Below are 15668 nucleotides of genomic sequence, written 5' to 3'. Positions count from 1 at the left end.
AAGCACCGCTACCTGCTTTTTCATGGCTATTGATCCCAAATATGGTCGTCGGGATTTTCTCAAGGACTCGGTGCTGTCCGTCGCCAAGGCTGCACGCGAGTATTCCCAGCATGCAGAGGCGCTTCCCGAAAAAGTCGCCCCTGCTCCAAGAACCGATTGGTTGCGCCCGCCGGGAGCGGTCGCCGAACCGTTGTTCCTGGATCGATGTACCCAGTGCAGTGATTGTGCGAAAGCCTGCCCGCACGGCGCCATCGTTTTTCATCAGGGAGACGGGACGCCGATCATCTTTCCCGATCAGGCGCCATGCATGCTCTGCGAAGATCTTCCTTGTGTCGCAGCCTGTGGGACAGAAGCCCTCGTTTCGGTGCCGAGTCGCGACTACGTGCGCATGGGGACAGCGGTCGTCTCCCATCGTCTATGTACGGCGGGGCAAGGTTGTCATGCCTGCGCGTCGAAATGTCCCACCGAGGCGTTATCGATGGATTTTGACGAACAGCGGCTGCTGGTTTCCGGAGAGCGATGCGTCGGGTGCGGCGTGTGCGAGCAGGTCTGTAAGACTGTCAATGACCATATTGCGATCCGCGTGACGCCATACCGGCTGCTGTCCCCGGCCTGCTAAGCATGCCGTAGAAGGATGATTGTGGGATCTCGACTCAAGAAGCCCATGCAAAAATTTCGAAATTTCAGCCGGTTAAGTTTCGTTTCGATAAAGAGGAGAACGTGCTTGACATCACCTGGTCCATTACCTATCATACCCGAGCTTGTGCCAGAGGTTTGACCGCACATGCCGGAAAATCCAGGCCACGGCGCAAGGTCACACCGAGGAGCTGATTCTCATATGACGAGTAAACAGCCGGTACAAAATCCCTCCGCTTCCGGAACGGCCGTCATCTCGACCCCGACGCCGATCAAAGACTCTCCCGCCGTCGAACGTGCCCTCAATCGCAGCAAGATTTACCTTCTCGTATCGTGGAGCTTGTTGTACCCTGAAGACGACGAGTTCCTCGACTACGTGCAATGCGGTGAATTTGTCGAGGATGGTCGCGCAGCGGTCGAAGCCTTGGAGAAGGCGCTTGACGGCATCGACGGGGATCGGGCCAAGCAGAAATTGAACGCATTAAAAAAGCAGTTCGATCAGCTGGAAAAGCTCGTCGCTTCGGAATGCGTCAATTGGCATCTGACCGATCTCCAGTCGGAGCATCGCCGGGTCTTCAGCAACGTGATCACCTTGGATTGCCCGCCCTACGAAACGCTTTTCGGTAACGACCACGTGTTCGCCCAATCCCATGTCATGGGGGACATCGCGGGTTTTTACAAAGCGTTCGGCGTGGAATTGTCGAAGGACATTCACGAGCGGCTCGATCATTTGAGTGTTGAGTTTGAGTTCATGCATTTTCTGGCATACAAGGAATCCTATTCGCGTTGTCACGATGGAACCGACAAGACGCAGATCGTCGTGGAGGCGCAGAAAAAATTCGTCAAGAACCACATCGGTCGGTGGGTTCCGTTGTTCTGCCGTATGCTGGTCAAGAAAGCTGATTCAGGGCTGTTCAAACTGGTAGCTGATCTGACCGCAGATTGGATGGACTTCGAGGCTGCTTTTCTCGGCGTCACTCCTCAGCCGTATTCCGAAACGGATTACCGCCCTGCCACGTTCAATGCTCCGGAAGGGCAGACGTACGAATGCGGTGCGCAGGACCAGGGAAATGAGCTCAGCCTGTTGTTGAATGAGACGGGCGCACAGGATTTTATGGAGCAAGGGGAGAAGAACAAAAACAAGGAGGAGGGGGGACCCGTCGGGACTGCGTAATATTCGCATTCATGTCGGTGTCATTTTTCGTTTCTCGGGAGTCATTTGGGTCACAGTTTTTTAATCACTTAATTGAGAGGAGGGCATAGTCCATGAGAGTAGTGCAGACACACAACAAGTCTGTGGTGTTTGGCATTCTTCTCTCTGCCCTGATCGTGGGCGTGATGCTGACGATTGGGCAGGTACCCTTGGCTGTCAGCCAGCCGGTGACGATTCCGGCCAAGGCGGTGAAGGGCCCCATTCCGATGGATGGTGCGAACCCGCTGTGGGAGAGCGTGCCTGGCGTGATCGTGCCCTTGAGCGGGCAGTTGATCACGACGCCGATGCATCCGAATATTTCCGTCAAGTCGGTGTTCGTAAAGTCCATGACGAACGGCAAGGAGCTCGGGTTGCGGGTGGAGTGGAGCGATCAGACCAAGAACGATACGACGATCGGTCCGCAGGACTTCCGCGATCAGGTGGCGATCATGTTCCCGGTTAATACCTCGGGTGCGCCGCCGTTCCAGTGCATGGGTCAGTCCGGTGGAACCACCAACATCTGGCGGTGGAACGCGGAGTGGCAAAAGGATCTCGGAAAAGACAGCGCCGGTATTTGGGACGTGGACGATCAATATCCCGGCATCTTCTGGGACTACTACTTTGAAGAGCCGGCCGGCGGCGTGACCTATCCGGACCGGATTGGTCGCAGCCTTGGTCCCTTCAATCCCGGTATCTGGTCGGGCAACATCATGTCCGATCCAACGTTGCGTGTGAGTTCGGTGGAAGACCTGAATGCCAACGGATTCAGCACGTTGACGACGCAAGCGCATCAGGATGTCATTGGAAACGGCGTGTGGGAACCGTCTGGATCCGTCAAGGGCGGTGGCTATACCGGTCCGACCTGGCGTGTAGTCGTTAAGCGTACCCTGGAAACAGGTGATGCCAATGACACGCAGTTCAAGGCAGGTATGTCCGTTCCTATCGCATTCGCCGTGTGGGACGGCAACAACATCGAGCGTAACGGCATGAAGGCGCTCTCCACATGGTTCACGCTCAAGCTTCCATAAACAAGTAGAAGAACCGCATCAGCCTTCGGCTGACCTGCGGTGAGAGCACGGAAGGCCCCGGTCCGGATCACTCGGTGATCCGGACCGGGGCCTTCCCTTTTCCACGGTCAACCGAAACACTCTTCGATCGAGAGGTTTTTCGATGTGGTCAGGGTTGCTTTTCGGCTGCGGCGGAGTGTATAAAATACGATCATCTCCGTCTAATTCGTCTTATTTTTCAAATATGTCGGGTAGAGATTTCCTATGAAAGTCTCCTTGCTTTTCCCTCCGACGTGGCATCCGTCCCAACCATATCTGAGCCTCCCGTCACTCACGGGGTTTCTCACTCAAGCTGGTGTTCCGAACGTCTCGCAGCGTGATCTCGGGATCGAGCTGCTCGACGATATCGTGACGCAGGCCTATGGCATCGAACTCTATCAGGGCCTGATCGATAAGAAGAATGCGCTTGAGCGGGAACACCGGGGAGAGACGGGACCAGGCAGCGCGGAACATCTCGCGAGGATCGTGGAATCGCTGGATCGGTTCCCATATCTCGTCGATCGCATCGAGCCGGCGAAAGCGACCTTGCGTGGCGAAGGTTTCTATGACATGGAGGGATACCGAGAAAGCCTGTTTCTGATCGATAAGTGGTTGGAAGTGCTCTCGAGCTTGTATTTCCCGACCAGGCTCACGGTCGTGGACAACCAATTCAGCACCTATTCCATTTATTCCTCAAAAGATTTGATGAAGGTCATCCGTGACGAGCAGCAGAATCCGTACATTGCGCTGTTCCGGGAGCGCTTCATTCCGTCGATTGTGCGGGATCATGCGGAACTCGTCGGGGTATCGATCACGGCCACTTCGCAGATCATTCCCGGGTTGACGCTGTGCCGTTTGATCAAGGAAGCGGCCCCGGATATTCACATCACCATCGGGGGAAGCATTTTCACGCGGCTGGTCGATAATCTGCGCCGGTGTCCCAGCCTGTTCGAAATCACCGACGACATCGTCGTCTTCGAAGGCGAAACCGCCCTGCTGGAATTGGTCAATCAGATGGCCGGGAAAAAGGATTTCAGCAAGGTTCCCAATCTGATTTATCGCCAGAACGACCGGATCATCGTCAATCAGCCGTTTTATTCCGAAAACGTCAATCAGCTTCCGGCCCCCAATTACGACGGATTTCCGCTCGACCGATACTTGTCCCCCGAGCCGGTGTTGCCCGTGCAATTTTCACGGGGCTGCTATTACAAAGATTGCGCGTTTTGTGCGCTCACGCTTGATCACCAGAACTTCCGCCAAAAGGACCCGGGCCGGACGATTGAAGAATTGGAATGGCTCAAGCAGCGATACGGGGTCCGGCGGTTCTTTTTTACCGATGAATGCTTCGCCTTGTCGCCGACCAAGCGATTGTGCCAACAAATGATCGACCGGCGGCTCGATATCAAGTGGACCTGCGAGATGAGATTCGAAAAACATCTCACGAAGGAACTCTTGTCCTCCATGCACGATGCCGGTTGCCTGAAGATCGTGTTCGGGTTGGAATCGTTCAACCAGCGGATCATGGATTTCATGAAGAAGGGCATCCAGCAGGAATGGGTCCGCCGCATCGCGAACGATTGTGTGGATCTCGGCATTGCCGTCCACTGCTACATCATCGTGGGATTCCCAACCGAGAAAGAGGAGGAAGCGCTTGAGACGATGAATTTCATCGTCGATAACAAGAAGCTCCACGATTCGTACGGATTTTCCTGCCAGCCCTGCCTCTTCGACCTCGAAAAGGAAGCTCCTATCATGAGTGATCCAGGCGGATACGGCATTCGACGGATCATGCGGCCGTCGGCGGAAGATCTGAGCCTGGGATTTTTCTATGAGGTGCAGGAAGGCATGACCCCGGATCAAGCGGAGCGGCTGTACCAACATGTGTACGAAAAGGTCAGCGAAGTCGTGTGCGAGTTGCCGTTCAACTACTCGATGGCGGATGGTCTTCTGTATATCGCGCGGGCGAAATCGGAAACCGAACGGGCGGCGGTTGCACGCTCGTAAGAGCGGGCGTCGTTAACCGATTTCTTCCCGAGTCGGATTATGTTCAACGCTGGACGCGGAGTATGATCGTGACAGTGTCGACGAAAACCATGGAGCGCGTGACCGGAAAGCTGACCGATCAACCGCTCCTGTTTCAATATACGATCAAGCTTGTACTCCTGGTGTCCTTCCTGGAATTGATATTGTACCGGCTCGTGTCCCGCCTGGGGATGCACCTCAGCAAGCTGGCGGCCGATCATCAATGGATCATCCCCACGTTCACGGCGCTGACGGAGATCGGGCAATGGCTTCTCAATGCCGTGGCGATTCTCTTGTTCTTGGGGCTCGTTCTTGGACTGACGAATCGGCTTGCCAGTCGCGGCTGGGGCGGCTTGAACATCGTGACGGTTCCTTGTGTGGCGCTGCTGCTGTTGTTGACGGTGGGATTTTTGTTCGTTCCGCCGACCATGATTGGTTCGGCCATCTACAACCTGACCGCCTTGACGGCGATCGTGCTGTTGATGACCGAGTACCTCATGACTCATCACGACTGGTCTCATCGGGTGTTGGGCGTCGTGTATCTGCTCGGAATATCCGGATGGCTCTATTATCAGATGGTGTCCACCTTCTTTAGTTTTCTTGGCACCGTGATCGCTCCTCCCTTCGTCTACGAATTCCACCGCGGGGGAGAAGCGCTGATGGTGCTGGCCAGCATTTTGGTGTACGGAGCCTACGGCCGCGGACTGTCCTTTCGCTCGCGGAACCAGCATCAACGTCGTCGGGCCATCTGGTTTTGGGGAACAGCTGGAACTATCTTCACGGTCCTGCTCTTCTTGGATTATCTCCTGAGTCGGTACGACCCCGTCATGGCCAGCAACATCCGCAAGGGTGCCGACGGCATTGGGTGGATTTTCCAGTTTGGAATGGGATACACCTTTTACCTGCCCTTTGCGCTGTATATGGCCGGGCTTCTTTGCTGGTCCTACACCGTAATCAGGCTGTTGACCATGGGAAGGCTAGCCGGCTATGGTCTGGGACTCATGTTTATCGCGGGATATGCCTTGCTCTATTCGAATCTGACGCTGATGGTCGTGTTGGGCGTCATGTTGTTGACGATGGATCGGTATCGACGGGAACCGTTGGAAGCCCCGTCCGCGGTCGGAGCGCCCATGCTGAGCGGATCTGATCGACTCGCGGGGGATCATGTTTAACGCACTGTTGAGGACAGGTGGGAACTTCCTATGAGCGATGATACGAGTGTGCCGGTAGAGCAGAGCCGCGCGGCGGTCGATCCGAACGATCAGCCGTTGAATCCTGACGAAGAAATTGCCGAAATTGAGAAGCTGTTGGCGGCGGAACCTGACGATTTCCAGGCCCGTTGCCGTCTGGGCGAGTTGTATTTCAGCAAGGGGCGTCTCGACGACGCGCTCGTGGAGGTCAAGAAATCCATCGAAATGGCCGAAGGGCTGCGCGCAGAAATGAATCGGTCGCTGGCCATGTACTACTCGAATCTGGGGACGATCTATGCGACCAAGAACATGTCGGACGAGGCGGAGACGGAATTCAAGCACGCCCTTGACGTGTTCCAATACGACGTGTTGGCGCTCTTCAATCTTGGCCGAGTCTATGCGGACAAGAAGAAGTACATGGAAGCCAAGGGATACTACGAGCGGCTCGTGGAGATCACGCCGGATGACCCCATCGCCTGGTACAATATCGCCGGGGTTTATGTGGATCTCGATAACCCGCAGGTCTCCGACTACAATACAATCGACATGGCCATCCAGTGCTACCTGCGCACGCTTGAACTGGATCCGAAGCACCTTGAAGCCAGTTTCAAGCTGATGGAGCTGGCGTTGAATCACAAGAAGTCCGATCTCGCCATCAAGGTCATGGAAGATGCGGTCGAACAGAATCCCGACGAGCCGTTGGCGTACTACAATCTCATCAGCGTGTATGATAAGTGTAAAATGTTCGAACAGGCTGAACAGGCGCGCCAGCGTTTGAAAGAGCGGTTTGCCAAACGGAGCAAGGAAAGCAGCCCGTCCTGACACACCCATACGGAGGAACATGCCATGTTTGGGAGTCTTGGTTTTACAGAGTTGATCCTCATCCTGTTCATCGTATTGATCATTTTCGGCGCCGGTAAGCTCCCGCAATTGGGAGAAGGAATCGGGAAGGCCATCAAGGGATTCAAGAAGTCCGTCCATGAGGCGGAGGCGATTGAAGCGGAGGCACAGCAGGCGACTCAGCAACAGGCGGCGACCCCGCAGCAGGCCATCCCGTCAGCATCTCCGCAGGCGCCGGTGGCGGATCAACCGGCTCCGCAGCCGGTGTCCCACGCATAGGATACGAGGGGCATCGCGCTAAAAATGGAAACAGAAGTTCAGCTGGCACTGGGCTATATCGAAACGTTTGCCGGGAACGGAAAGGCACGCAGCACCGGAGACGGAAAACGCGCCGTGAAAGCCGGTATTCCTTTACCGCATCACGCCGCCGTGGACCGAGACGAGCGGTGGCTGTATTTTGCCGAGTCCGGGTCCGACCGAGTTCGACGCGTCGATCTCCAGGAAGGCACCCTCCACAACTTCGCCGGAATAGGTGAAACCTGCTATAGCGGTGATGAAGGCCTCTGCGGGGAAGCCGGGTTGTATCTGCCGCTTGACGTCGCATTCGACTCCCGTAATGATCTCTATATCTGTGACTCCGGCAGTAATCGCATCAGAAAAGTCGCCCATGACACGGGAATCATTACCACCGTCGTCGGAACGGGACAGCATGGCTTCAACGGGGACGGCCCGGCGTTGGATGTGAATCTGACCTGGCCCGCCGCGATCGCGTTTGACAAGGACGATGTCCTGTATATCGCGGATACTCAGGCCCACAGGATTCGCCGGTACGACCCCTCCTCCGGCATGGTCACCACGATCGCGGGAACCTGGACGGCCGAGGACGACGCTCGGGAGCAGCCGTTGGTCGCCAGAAACCTCGTCGTGCTGTCGGGAGACGCCATCGGAATCGATTTCAGCGACGATCACGGATGGCTGATGCCCGTGTGCTCCGATGGGTTGGATATGTCCATGTATCTCGACGACGGTCGCCCGGCTTTGGACGCGCGTCTCTATGATGTGGTCGGCATCGGTGTGGACCGTAAGGGACATGTCATCATCGTCGACAAGGGAAGCAATCGTGTGCGAAAGGTCGATCGAGAGACCGGTGTGATTTCGACCGTGGCCGGTGTCTGTCGGTACGGATATGACGGCGATGGAAAGCCGGCCGTCCGTGCGATGCTGCATGCTCCTGAGGCCGTCGTATTGGATGACGAGGACAACCTATACGTTTCCGATACGATGAACCATCGTGTTCGTCGGGTGGATGCGGTCACCGGGATCATCACCACCGTCGCCGGCAACGGCGACAGCGGATATGAAGACAAGAACATGGGCGGCTGCGGTGCTGCGCGATTCGTGGCGAAGGAGGCGGCCGGAGGACTGAAACACGGCGATGGACTCTTGGGCGTGGACGCGGTCGTGAATTCTCCTGTCGGGCTCTCACTGGATTCGCGCGGGCACCTCTACATCTGTGAGCGTGGGGAAAACAAGATTCGTCGCGTGCGACTTCGGTAGGAACACGGCCGCATCCGGATTGGTCTCGCCGGAAAAGTGTGGTATTGTGGCATCGTCGAGTCCGGTTGCGTCGGTCATCCGAGGGCCTTTCATGGGACGTATGACGACGAAGACGGCTTCCCGTTCTCTTCTGGCGCTCTTCTCTTTTATCCTCGTCGTCGCGGGCGTCCTCGGAGGACTGGGGATTCCTTTGGTCAGTTCGGAGGGGATGGTGATCCGGGCGCATTATGCGCAGGGTGATCTCCCGTCGACTCCCGAGGATGCCGCGTGGGCAAAAATTTCACCGATGACGCTGCCGCTCAGCGGCCAGATCATCACCAGGCCGGTTTGGCCCGAGCCGACGGCGCGGGCGTTGACGGTTCGAGCCGTCCATAACGGCACCGACTTGGCCTTCCTCCTTGAGTGGCAGGACAATACCAAGAACGATCGGCTCACCCCCGGTACTTTTCGAGATGGAGTGGCGATCGGCCTTCCATTGGGAGACGCCCCGGCCTTTTTCTGCATGGGGCAACTCGATCACTACATCAACATCTGGCACTGGAAAGCCGATTGGCAGAGCGATATTGATCGTCGTGCGGCCAGGAATACGGATAAGCAGCGGGAAGGAGTCCGGACGTTCGAGGTGATCCCAAGGCGCGTGTCGTCGGTGGAGGATCTCATCGGAGGGGGATTCAGCACGTTGACCACCAAAGAGAAACAAGGGCGCGTGCAGGGCAAGGCCCTGTGGAAAGACGGGGTCTGGCACGTCGTCATGCGAAGGCCGCTGGTAAGCGAAGAGCAGGAGAACGAAGCGAAATTGATTCCTGGGCGAGTGCAGACCGTGTCTTTTGCCGTATGGAACGGTGAGAACAAGGAGCGGAACGGCCAAAAGGCGGTGGCCCCCTGGTTTCAGCTGTCGATCGATCCTGCCAATCTTTAAGTGGACGAACCGGATGGATTCGTCCGTGAACGACTGTTGAGGGGAGAGACCGCAACCATATGAAAGCCCGTACAAAGGCCCTTCATCCCTGGAGGGCCTTTTTTCTGTGTGCCGGTTTATGGGGAGGATTGATGGGATTTCTGGTGGTGTCGCAGGTCGAAGCAGTCGATCAAAGTCCCATGACGGAGGATGAGGCCGCCAAGCTTGGTGAAGAATTCGGCGTCGTCGTCGGTGAAGTCGACGAAGAGATACAGAAGGAGTTGAAGCTCCAGCGGCCCCAAGGCGTCGCGGTCTTTGAAGTCATCGGAAACTCGCGGGCCGACTACGCAGGAATCAAAGTTCGGTCGGTGATCAAGGAGATCGACAAGACCGAGATCAAGAACATGCCGGAATTCGGACGAGCGATCAAGAAGGCCATGAAAGAGTGCAATTTTACGGTCGGGACGTATGAACCGGCTGATCCCGGCGATCCGGTCGGCTGGGGGGTGAATTTCCACTTCGTGGGCTGTAAGAGAGATTAGAAAGGTCGGACCGTGCAAGGCAGACGACGGATCATCACCGCAGCATTCCTATTCCTGGCGATCGGCGTGATCGGTCTCTTTCACGATCGCGCGATCGCCGAAAAGGCTGACGGGCAGGCATCCGGCGATTGGATTTCCGAGATCGAGAAAATCTTCATCCGCTCGGAGGATTGCAAGCAGTGCCACGATCGCCACTATGAAGAGTGGAAGGGCGCGCGGGAACAGACTCCGGATCTGAAGACGTTCGGCCGTGTGGATGCGGCTCTCCTGCACGGGACGTCGCTGGAATCGCCGGTCTTCCGAACCGTGTTGGGTTTGTGGATTCAAACGAATCCGACGGCCGAGGAGCGCACGCGCTGTTTGTCGTGCCATGTGCCGTCAACCACCGTGTTTCCCCAGCATGCGGAAAAAATGGTGACGCAAGTCCTGGCCGGCAAGCCGAAGATCGAGGGGATCGGCTGCGCCTCCTGTCACCTCATCAAGTCCGTCCAGACGACTGCCGCGCCGCCGCCGACGTTCGTGATTGAGCCGGACAAGACCATGTACGGTCCCTATGCGGACCCCGAGGAAAATTTGGTTCATCCGGCCATGCAATCCGATCTGTACCGAGGGGCGAATTTCTGCGCGTCATGTCATTTCGACAAGGTCAAGGACGTGACACAGAAGAACCTTCCCGGAGAGATCCTGCAGGGCACGATTTGCCAGGACTGCCATATGGAGCCTTCGACGGGCAGTTCCACCTCGAAGCGCGGGGCGATGACGCGTTCGATCGGCCGTCACTGGTTCCGCGGGGTCGTCATTCCCGGTACCCTATTGAAGAACCGGAATCTGCAGGCAGAATGGATGCCGCGGATCGATATCGAAACCGCCAAGTCTTCGGCCAATGTGGAAGGAACGGTCTTGGTCAAGGTGGGAAGCCTTCCACACAGTTTTCCGGACGGTGATCCGATCCTCAAGCAGTTCTTTCTCGAAATTACCGTGAAAGACATCCGCGGCGCCGTATTGGCCTCGGAAACGAAGCGGTTCGGATTAGGCTACGACAAAATCCTCCGTGGCCCCATCCCTGATCCGTTCATCAAAGGCGGAAACACCAGAAAAGTGCCGTTTTCGCTTGCAGTGCCCGCGGGAGGAAGCCCCACGCTGATCGAGGCGGTCTTGAGCTACGGATTGATCCCGGACCCCGCTCCCGAATTGAAAAAGCAATACCTGGCCACGCTTCCCGATGACAAGGACCGAGAGGCTGCGATGAAAGTCATCGAAGAATACACGCAGCCACGCATGCTGACCTATCGGGCCAAGAATCTCTAGGATGGCCGGGCAATCGATGCATAGGATCTTTCGCGCCGTAGCGGTGAAGAAGACGACCTTGGCGGTCGTGTTTGTCGCATTGGCCTGGACCTGGCTTGGAACGGTGGAAGACCGTACGCTCGCCCAGGACGCGAAGTCTCAAGCTTCGATCGAGAAAGCATTTCCCAATTCCAATAAATGCAAACGGTGCCACGAACGCGTGTTCGAGGAGTGGGAGACGTCCCCCCTTTCCAGGTCCATCCATTCGCCGGCCTTTCGGGCCACGCTGGACGCGTTTCTCGCTTCGCCGGAGGGAAAAGACAAGGCGCTGTGTTTCCGGTGCCACGCTCCGCACATCCGGGAATTTCAGGATCACACCCAGCTCTTTATCGACCAAGTCAAATCGGGCGATCCGCAACTGGACGGGGTCGCGTGCGCGCAGTGCCACCTGATCAAACAGGTGGATCGTGCCAAGCATCCGCCGGAGCCGAAGTACGAAGCTCCTGGCAGCAAGACTCTCTATGGTCCGTACAAGGACTTTTCGCAGAACTTGGCGCACCAATCGATGGAACTGGGGCTGTTCAAGAAGTCGGACCTTTGCCTGAACTGTCATCAGGCGGTTCCCTCCGCTGCCAACCTCGGGAAAGCGAATGATTTACTTGGAAATTGGGACCAGAGCAAAGCCGTCAAGTCCGGGAAGGAATGCCAGTCCTGTCATATGCCCGAGCAGACGGGCGAATCGGCCAATGGCGAGAAAAAACGGACCGTCGCAAACCATACGTTCCCCGGCCGTATCGGAAAGCTTCGGCAGGAAGCGGCAAAGCTCGACGTAGAGACGAAGATCGAAGGCGACAAGACGACCGTCATTGTGAAGGTTCAGAGCCTGGTGCCTCACAATCTTCCGACCACTCACCCCGCATGGGCGAGCGTTGTGCTGGATCTGGTCATCAAGGGTAAGAACCTCAAGACCGTCTTTTCCGACAAGCGGATTTACGGCCGGGTTTATCACAATGCCAAAGGTGAAAAGACCCAATTTGATTTCGAGGCGGTGAAGGTCGTCGAAGACACGGTGTTAAAGCCGGAAGAATTACGGGTCGAAACCTTCACGTTTCCCACCCCGAAGGAAACCAGGACGTTCGATGTCGAGGCGACGTTGAGTTATGCGCCGATCACCGGACCGGCTCCCTTCCTTCAGCGTATTGAGGCTGAGTCTTCCAAGGGCACTTCGGACCCCGTCTTCCAACCGATCGAGATCGTTACGAGGACCGAAAACGTCCCGATCGCCAGGTAGCGGATCCCTCGTTTAATTCCCCATCAGCCTGTTCGGATCGATTGCCGGCATTCCCGTGCATTGCCGGCCGAGCTTGCTCAAGAGAGGATGAATATTCGTATGGCGCAGGTCGCCATGGTGCAGAGGGCTTTGCCGAAAGGCTGAACGACGGAAAGGTTCGAAGGGTTGAATCTATTCGAAGATGATGCGTGATCCTGGCGACTTCATTTTGAAGATTTGAAGCGAGTGGTAGATGCCTTTGGCGGGATGATTCAGGACCAACCGTGAATTCGTGATGTGGGTATCGATCAGTTCGTACTGCCCCCCGCTGTAGTAGAGGTCGCAATCATCGATCTGGCAGTTCTTATAGACGTGATTGTCCAATGCCAACTTGGCCTTGCTGAATGTCTGACCGTCGACCACGATGTAATTGGGCTCGAATCCCATCGGTTTCCCTCCGCGCGGAACTATAGCAAAGTCCTTTCAGTCCGGCAAACGTCGTTCGGCGCGAGCCATAGCTTTCCTTTCCCCGTGCGCTGGCGTATTCTGCGCGTCCGGTATGAAGCGCTCAATGACCAAGCGGATACTGGCGCTATACGCGTGCGTCGTCCTCGGCCTCGGCGTGGGATGTACGGCGGTCGCGCCAAACGGGCCTGAAGAGTATCCGGCGCAGAAGGCCTTGATCGGCAAGACCAGGCAGGAGTTGCTCGCCTGCGCGGGAAAGCCGGTGAGCGAGCGGGCAGGGGGAGAGCGGCCTGCGGTGATCTACTATCGAGAAGCCTCACAGCTGGAGGAATCATTTCCCGGCTCGAAGAGCAGCTTCGCCAAGGTGCACCATGGATGTCGCGCGACGATCGTTCTCGACCAGGATCGCGTCGCCGACGTGCGCTACGAAAGCGATCCCAGTTCCTATCAGGACGAAGACCATTGCGAGGAAATCTTCGATCGCTGCGTCAACCCGTAGCGGCCGATGCATCTCCCGCCTGCGTGCGTCCGCCGTCCTGCCGCGTAAGAGGACGTTTGGCGCCCATTGGATTCCGGCCGGCCTGTTGACGGGTGTCGTGCTCGTCGCCGGCCTGTGGGACGGCGGTCGCGATGCCCATGCGCTGGAGAAGTACGGAAGACCCCTGCCGGAGTTCGAGAAAAGCGACGGTGACAAGTCCAAGCAAGACTTCGATGAATCTCTCATCGCCGGATATTTCCTCGCGGCGGCGTTTGTCTCGAATCCGACCTTCGCAGCCCGTCCGGACAACACGGGTCTCGTCGGCATGCGCTACATGGCGCATTTGGAGACTGATCTGTACAAAAAATATTTGACGGCCTATACCGACCAGAACTTCTTTTCCGACCGGGAGAAGGGCTGGATCATCTTGACCGAATGGGATCAGACCTATGGCATGACCGGCACGGTCAACCATTGGAGTTGGCGCACGCAGTACGAGCGGGATGCGCCGCTCGACAAGAGCGGGCTCATTCAGGCCTATGCGGACGGACTGGTGAACTATCGGGTCCGCAGCCATGAAGATTGGTCTTGGTGGCAGAAGACTTTTCCGAAAAACACGTTGACCGCCTATGCGGGGATGGGATGGCTCTATTACAACCAAACCTATTTCGCAAGGCCGGACAACACCGGACGGGCACTCTTTCGGTACGTCGGGCACGTCGACCTGGACCTCTACAAACAGAAAGTGGTGTTTTACGGCGATTTCAATATGTTCACGGACCGGACGGCGTCGAACGTCGTCCGGCCTTCAGAGCTGGATTGGATATTGGGAATCGCCGTGCGGTGGCGGGATTATGAAGTGAGTGTCTATCGGGAACAGGACCTTCCGTTGGACCGAGGCGGCCTCATTCAAGAATATTGGGCCGTACAACTGCGCTATGCGTTCGACGTACAGAAACAGGCTCGGTAGATGCTGCGGGAACCCCTGACGCGGCCGGCCGGTTACGGGCGTGCACCGACGTCGCCGAGTGGCGCTATTTGGCGATGGTGATAGGCAAGTCCCGGCGGGGTATTTCAGTCACTGTCATTTGGAAGAGTTGAAACAACAGTTTGAAGGCTTCCCGGTTCCACCTGCCCTGAGGGCCCGTTGCGTTGACGGCGTAGTGCCGCCCGTGTGAATAGACGGTAAGGTCAGCGCCTTGGGGAGACGTTTCCTGGACGAGCAGATCCAAGGTTCGGACTGGATTTTCCGCCACCTCCGAGGTCCGCGGGTCCTTGTCGACAGGGTACTCCAATTCCTCGTCCACGGAGGCTCCCAGAAAATTCAACATGGCGTTGAAGCTCCGCAGGCGGAATTCTCCGTGTAACGGCCACTCGCCGCCGAAGGGTCCCGGTCGAATGTCGAATGACACGTCGTTCGGGAGGTGTTGTTCGGCTGTCTCGTGAAAGGCCGTGCGCTCTTCGTCGGAGAGCGTGTCGGGATCGTAGTTCGTGATCAGGACTCGCCCCGACACCGGCTTGCGGAGCGTATAGGTTTTTTCCGTCGCACTATAAGTGACGAAATAATCCTGCTCCAAGGCCTTGAATCCCTCAGCCGTCACGGACTCTGCCGGGATCGTCCAGACCCGTTCGAACACCAGTGATTCCGCGTAGAGACGGTTGGCATCCTGTATGGACGACAAATGCAGGACGGCCTTTCTGAACATGTCGTATCCGGACCGATCGGTGGGGTTATTGCGGTAGGCGACGTCCTCGCCGCCTTCCTTCACGCGCAGTTCCTTCGCCATCAGTCTGAGGAGCAGGTCGATGTCCACCCCTTGACGAAGGAGGAGCAGAAACTTGGTCTCTTGAAAGGGTGTCAGCAGCCGCTTCGTAAATTCCTCGCCTTCGATCGGGGCGATGCTGATGGTCGGGTTTTCCGCCACCGACCCCCCGAAGACGGGCATGATAGCGCGGCTGGCTTCGCCGGTAAGGGCCGGGGTCGCCCCGGCGCTGAATCGAAAATCAAAGGTGGCGGCGATATTGGAGACACCAGAGAAATGGATGGGTTGGTGATGATGCGCCCTTGCAATATTGATCAGTAATTGCTTGGACACCGTGTCGGTGACCGCCTCGTCATAGGCGACCACGGCCCGATTGAGCGCAATAGGGGATAGGCAACCGGACAGGCCGAGGATCAGGAAGCCGATCGCCGGAAGCACACCGAGTTTGCAAAACCGTATCCTCATCGTCTTTATCCAACGCG

The 15668-nt window shown here is 56.9% G+C and carries 16 protein-coding genes; 14 read left to right on the top strand and 2 right to left on the bottom strand.

The annotated features are described in order from the left end of the window. Positions 1 to 22: 22 nt before the first annotated feature. The 12 genes from NSJP_RS00535 to NSJP_RS00480 all read left to right on the top strand — a co-directional run bounded on the left by NSJP_RS00535 (position 23) and on the right by NSJP_RS00480 (position 12501). A complete protein-coding gene (locus NSJP_RS00535; RefSeq protein ID WP_080885002.1) occupies positions 23 to 619 on the top strand; it encodes a 4Fe-4S dicluster domain-containing protein in 597 nt (198 codons plus the stop codon). Between the two features lie 219 nt (positions 620 to 838). Further along, positions 839 to 1810: a TorD/DmsD family molecular chaperone gene (locus NSJP_RS00530; protein WP_172834059.1), complete on the top strand. Its 972-nt coding sequence runs from the start codon at positions 839 to 841 to the stop codon at positions 1808 to 1810. 92 nt (positions 1811 to 1902) lie between these two features. Then, a complete protein-coding gene (locus NSJP_RS00525) occupies positions 1903 to 2856 on the top strand; it encodes an ethylbenzene dehydrogenase-related protein (RefSeq protein WP_080885000.1) in 954 nt (317 codons plus the stop codon). Positions 2857 to 3099: 243 nt separating this feature from the next. Then, positions 3100 to 4878, top strand: coding sequence for a B12-binding domain-containing radical SAM protein (locus tag NSJP_RS00520; RefSeq protein ID WP_080884999.1), 1779 nt, complete (start codon positions 3100 to 3102; stop codon positions 4876 to 4878). A 62-nt stretch (positions 4879 to 4940) separates the two neighbouring features. After that, positions 4941 to 6068: a hypothetical protein gene (locus NSJP_RS00515; RefSeq protein ID WP_080884998.1), complete on the top strand. Its 1128-nt coding sequence runs from the start codon at positions 4941 to 4943 to the stop codon at positions 6066 to 6068. 30 nt (positions 6069 to 6098) lie between these two features. Continuing rightward, on the top strand, positions 6099 to 6908 hold the full coding sequence (locus NSJP_RS00510) for a tetratricopeptide repeat protein (RefSeq protein WP_080884997.1): 810 nt from the start codon (positions 6099 to 6101) through the stop codon (positions 6906 to 6908). A gap of 24 nt (positions 6909 to 6932) precedes the next feature. Continuing rightward, positions 6933 to 7205 carry a twin-arginine translocase TatA/TatE family subunit gene (gene tatA, locus NSJP_RS19810; RefSeq protein WP_080884996.1) on the top strand — a complete coding sequence of 91 codons (273 nt, stop codon included), beginning with the start codon at positions 6933 to 6935 and terminating at the stop codon, positions 7203 to 7205. 24 nt (positions 7206 to 7229) lie between these two features. Further along, the gene (locus NSJP_RS00500; RefSeq protein WP_080884995.1) at positions 7230 to 8483 is read left to right on the top strand and encodes an NHL domain-containing protein; all 1254 of its coding nucleotides are present in this window, start codon (positions 7230 to 7232) and stop codon (positions 8481 to 8483) included. A gap of 91 nt (positions 8484 to 8574) precedes the next feature. Further along, on the top strand, positions 8575 to 9402 hold the full coding sequence (locus NSJP_RS00495; RefSeq protein WP_080884994.1) for an ethylbenzene dehydrogenase-related protein: 828 nt from the start codon (positions 8575 to 8577) through the stop codon (positions 9400 to 9402). Positions 9403 to 9461: 59 nt separating this feature from the next. Then, on the top strand, positions 9462 to 9923 hold the full coding sequence (locus NSJP_RS00490) for a PDZ domain-containing protein (protein WP_155969717.1): 462 nt from the start codon (positions 9462 to 9464) through the stop codon (positions 9921 to 9923). A gap of 12 nt (positions 9924 to 9935) precedes the next feature. Continuing rightward, on the top strand, positions 9936 to 11231 hold the full coding sequence (locus tag NSJP_RS00485; protein ID WP_080884992.1) for a multiheme c-type cytochrome: 1296 nt from the start codon (positions 9936 to 9938) through the stop codon (positions 11229 to 11231). 16 nt (positions 11232 to 11247) lie between these two features. Next, the gene (locus tag NSJP_RS00480; protein WP_172834058.1) at positions 11248 to 12501 is read left to right on the top strand and encodes a multiheme c-type cytochrome; all 1254 of its coding nucleotides are present in this window, start codon (positions 11248 to 11250) and stop codon (positions 12499 to 12501) included. Positions 12502 to 12672: 171 nt separating this feature from the next. Here the strand turns inward: NSJP_RS00480 and NSJP_RS00475 are convergent, their stop codons facing one another. Further along, the gene (locus tag NSJP_RS00475) at positions 12673 to 12927 is read right to left on the bottom strand and encodes a hypothetical protein (protein ID WP_080884990.1); all 255 of its coding nucleotides are present in this window, start codon (positions 12925 to 12927) and stop codon (positions 12673 to 12675) included. 124 nt (positions 12928 to 13051) lie between these two features. Between NSJP_RS00475 and NSJP_RS00470 the strand changes: the two genes are divergently transcribed. Next, entirely contained in the window at positions 13052 to 13444 is a 393-nt protein-coding gene (locus NSJP_RS00470; protein WP_080884989.1) for a hypothetical protein, read from the top strand. 85 nt (positions 13445 to 13529) lie between these two features. Further along, positions 13530 to 14393 carry a hypothetical protein gene (locus NSJP_RS00465; RefSeq protein ID WP_080884988.1) on the top strand — a complete coding sequence of 288 codons (864 nt, stop codon included), beginning with the start codon at positions 13530 to 13532 and terminating at the stop codon, positions 14391 to 14393. A 64-nt stretch (positions 14394 to 14457) separates the two neighbouring features. Here NSJP_RS00465 and NSJP_RS00460 read toward each other — a convergent pair whose 3' ends face one another. Beyond that, entirely contained in the window at positions 14458 to 15651 is a 1194-nt protein-coding gene (locus NSJP_RS00460) for a hypothetical protein (RefSeq protein ID WP_080884987.1), read from the bottom strand. Between the last annotated feature and the right edge of the window lie 17 nt (positions 15652 to 15668).

Source organism: Nitrospira japonica (assembly GCF_900169565.1).
In the GTDB taxonomy this organism is placed as follows: Bacteria; Nitrospirota; Nitrospiria; order Nitrospirales; family Nitrospiraceae; genus Nitrospira_C; species Nitrospira_C japonica_A.
Note: the sequence above shows the minus strand (reverse complement) of the source record. Positions and strands in the feature narration are given on the sequence as shown.

Coding starts and splice junctions, on each gene's coding strand:
- NSJP_RS00535 (WP_080885002.1), top strand. CDS start 23: ATGGCTATTGATCCCAAATATGGTCGTCGGGATTTTCTCAAGGACTCG.
- NSJP_RS00530 (WP_172834059.1), top strand. CDS start 839: ATGACGAGTAAACAGCCGGTACAAAATCCCTCCGCTTCCGGAACGGCC.
- NSJP_RS00525 (WP_080885000.1), top strand. CDS start 1,903: ATGAGAGTAGTGCAGACACACAACAAGTCTGTGGTGTTTGGCATTCTT.
- NSJP_RS00520 (WP_080884999.1), top strand. CDS start 3,100: ATGAAAGTCTCCTTGCTTTTCCCTCCGACGTGGCATCCGTCCCAACCA.
- NSJP_RS00515 (WP_080884998.1), top strand. CDS start 4,941: ATGATCGTGACAGTGTCGACGAAAACCATGGAGCGCGTGACCGGAAAG.
- NSJP_RS00510 (WP_080884997.1), top strand. CDS start 6,099: ATGAGCGATGATACGAGTGTGCCGGTAGAGCAGAGCCGCGCGGCGGTC.
- tatA (WP_080884996.1), top strand. CDS start 6,933: ATGTTTGGGAGTCTTGGTTTTACAGAGTTGATCCTCATCCTGTTCATC.
- NSJP_RS00500 (WP_080884995.1), top strand. CDS start 7,230: ATGGAAACAGAAGTTCAGCTGGCACTGGGCTATATCGAAACGTTTGCC.
- NSJP_RS00495 (WP_080884994.1), top strand. CDS start 8,575: ATGGGACGTATGACGACGAAGACGGCTTCCCGTTCTCTTCTGGCGCTC.
- NSJP_RS00490 (WP_155969717.1), top strand. CDS start 9,462: ATGAAAGCCCGTACAAAGGCCCTTCATCCCTGGAGGGCCTTTTTTCTG.
- NSJP_RS00480 (WP_172834058.1), top strand. CDS start 11,248: ATGCATAGGATCTTTCGCGCCGTAGCGGTGAAGAAGACGACCTTGGCG.
- NSJP_RS00475 (WP_080884990.1), bottom strand. CDS start 12,927: ATGGGATTCGAGCCCAATTACATCGTGGTCGACGGTCAGACATTCAGC.
- NSJP_RS00470 (WP_080884989.1), top strand. CDS start 13,052: ATGACCAAGCGGATACTGGCGCTATACGCGTGCGTCGTCCTCGGCCTC.
- NSJP_RS00460 (WP_080884987.1), bottom strand. CDS start 15,651: ATGAGGATACGGTTTTGCAAACTCGGTGTGCTTCCGGCGATCGGCTTC.